Origin of the sequence: Vibrio sp. 1562 (assembly GCF_033340155.1) — a bacterium.
GTDB lineage: Bacteria > Pseudomonadota > Gammaproteobacteria > Enterobacterales > Vibrionaceae > Vibrio > Vibrio alginolyticus.
Genome location: NZ_JAWOVY010000618.1, coordinates 1 through 567, shown reverse-complemented (window position 1 = coordinate 567; position 567 = coordinate 1). Strand labels below are relative to the sequence as shown.

Below are 567 nucleotides of genomic sequence, written 5' to 3'. Positions count from 1 at the left end.
TTAGAAGTAATGGTGTGAAAGGAATTAAATAGAGTTTCTGACTCTGAATGATTTTGGGCAAGAAGTAAGTGAATCATGGTAAGCCAATTCGTGCTTACCATGATTTCTGCTCGTATGTACTGGCATTCGAGAAACTCGAAAGTCAGCTCATGAGCTCTGGGTAGAGGCTATGTTCTGTAGAGAACCTTGACCACATGCCAGCCAAATTTTGTTTTGACTAAGTGCGGAGGTAACACTTCACCAGAAAAACAAACTTTGTCGAATTGAGGCACCATTTGACCGCGACGGAACTCACCAAGGTCACCACCACGTTTGCCAGACGGGCAAGTTGAATATTTTTTCGCTAGTGTTTGGCATTTAGCGCCTTTTTTCAGTTGCTTGATGATGTCTTCAGCTTGTTCTTTGTGCTTAACAAGAATGTGCAATGCGGCTGCTGTGTTTGCCATGTGTTTATCTCTCACTATTCTGGTGGCGCAAGTTTACCGAATACACCGGTTTGCGCCAAACATTTCTCCACCTTACCCATTTTAGGCCATGGCTTGCCCCAAAACACTTGGCTAGATGATG

General features: G+C 43.9%; 1 protein-coding gene. It reads right to left on the bottom strand.

Features of this window, described 5'->3' with window-relative positions; genetic code table 11:
* Positions 1 to 167 precede the first annotated feature (167 nt).
* Positions 168 to 446, bottom strand: a complete 279-nt coding sequence (gene ppiC / locus R7Z49_RS26720; RefSeq protein ID WP_318112686.1) for a peptidylprolyl isomerase PpiC — start codon at positions 444 to 446, stop codon at positions 168 to 170.
* Positions 447 to 567 lie beyond the last annotated feature (121 nt).

What these genes read in the sequence shown, in the direction of transcription:
- ppiC (WP_318112686.1), bottom strand. Translation starts at nt 446, where the DNA reads ATGGCAAACACAGCAGCCGCATTGCACATTCTTGTTAAGCACAAAGAA.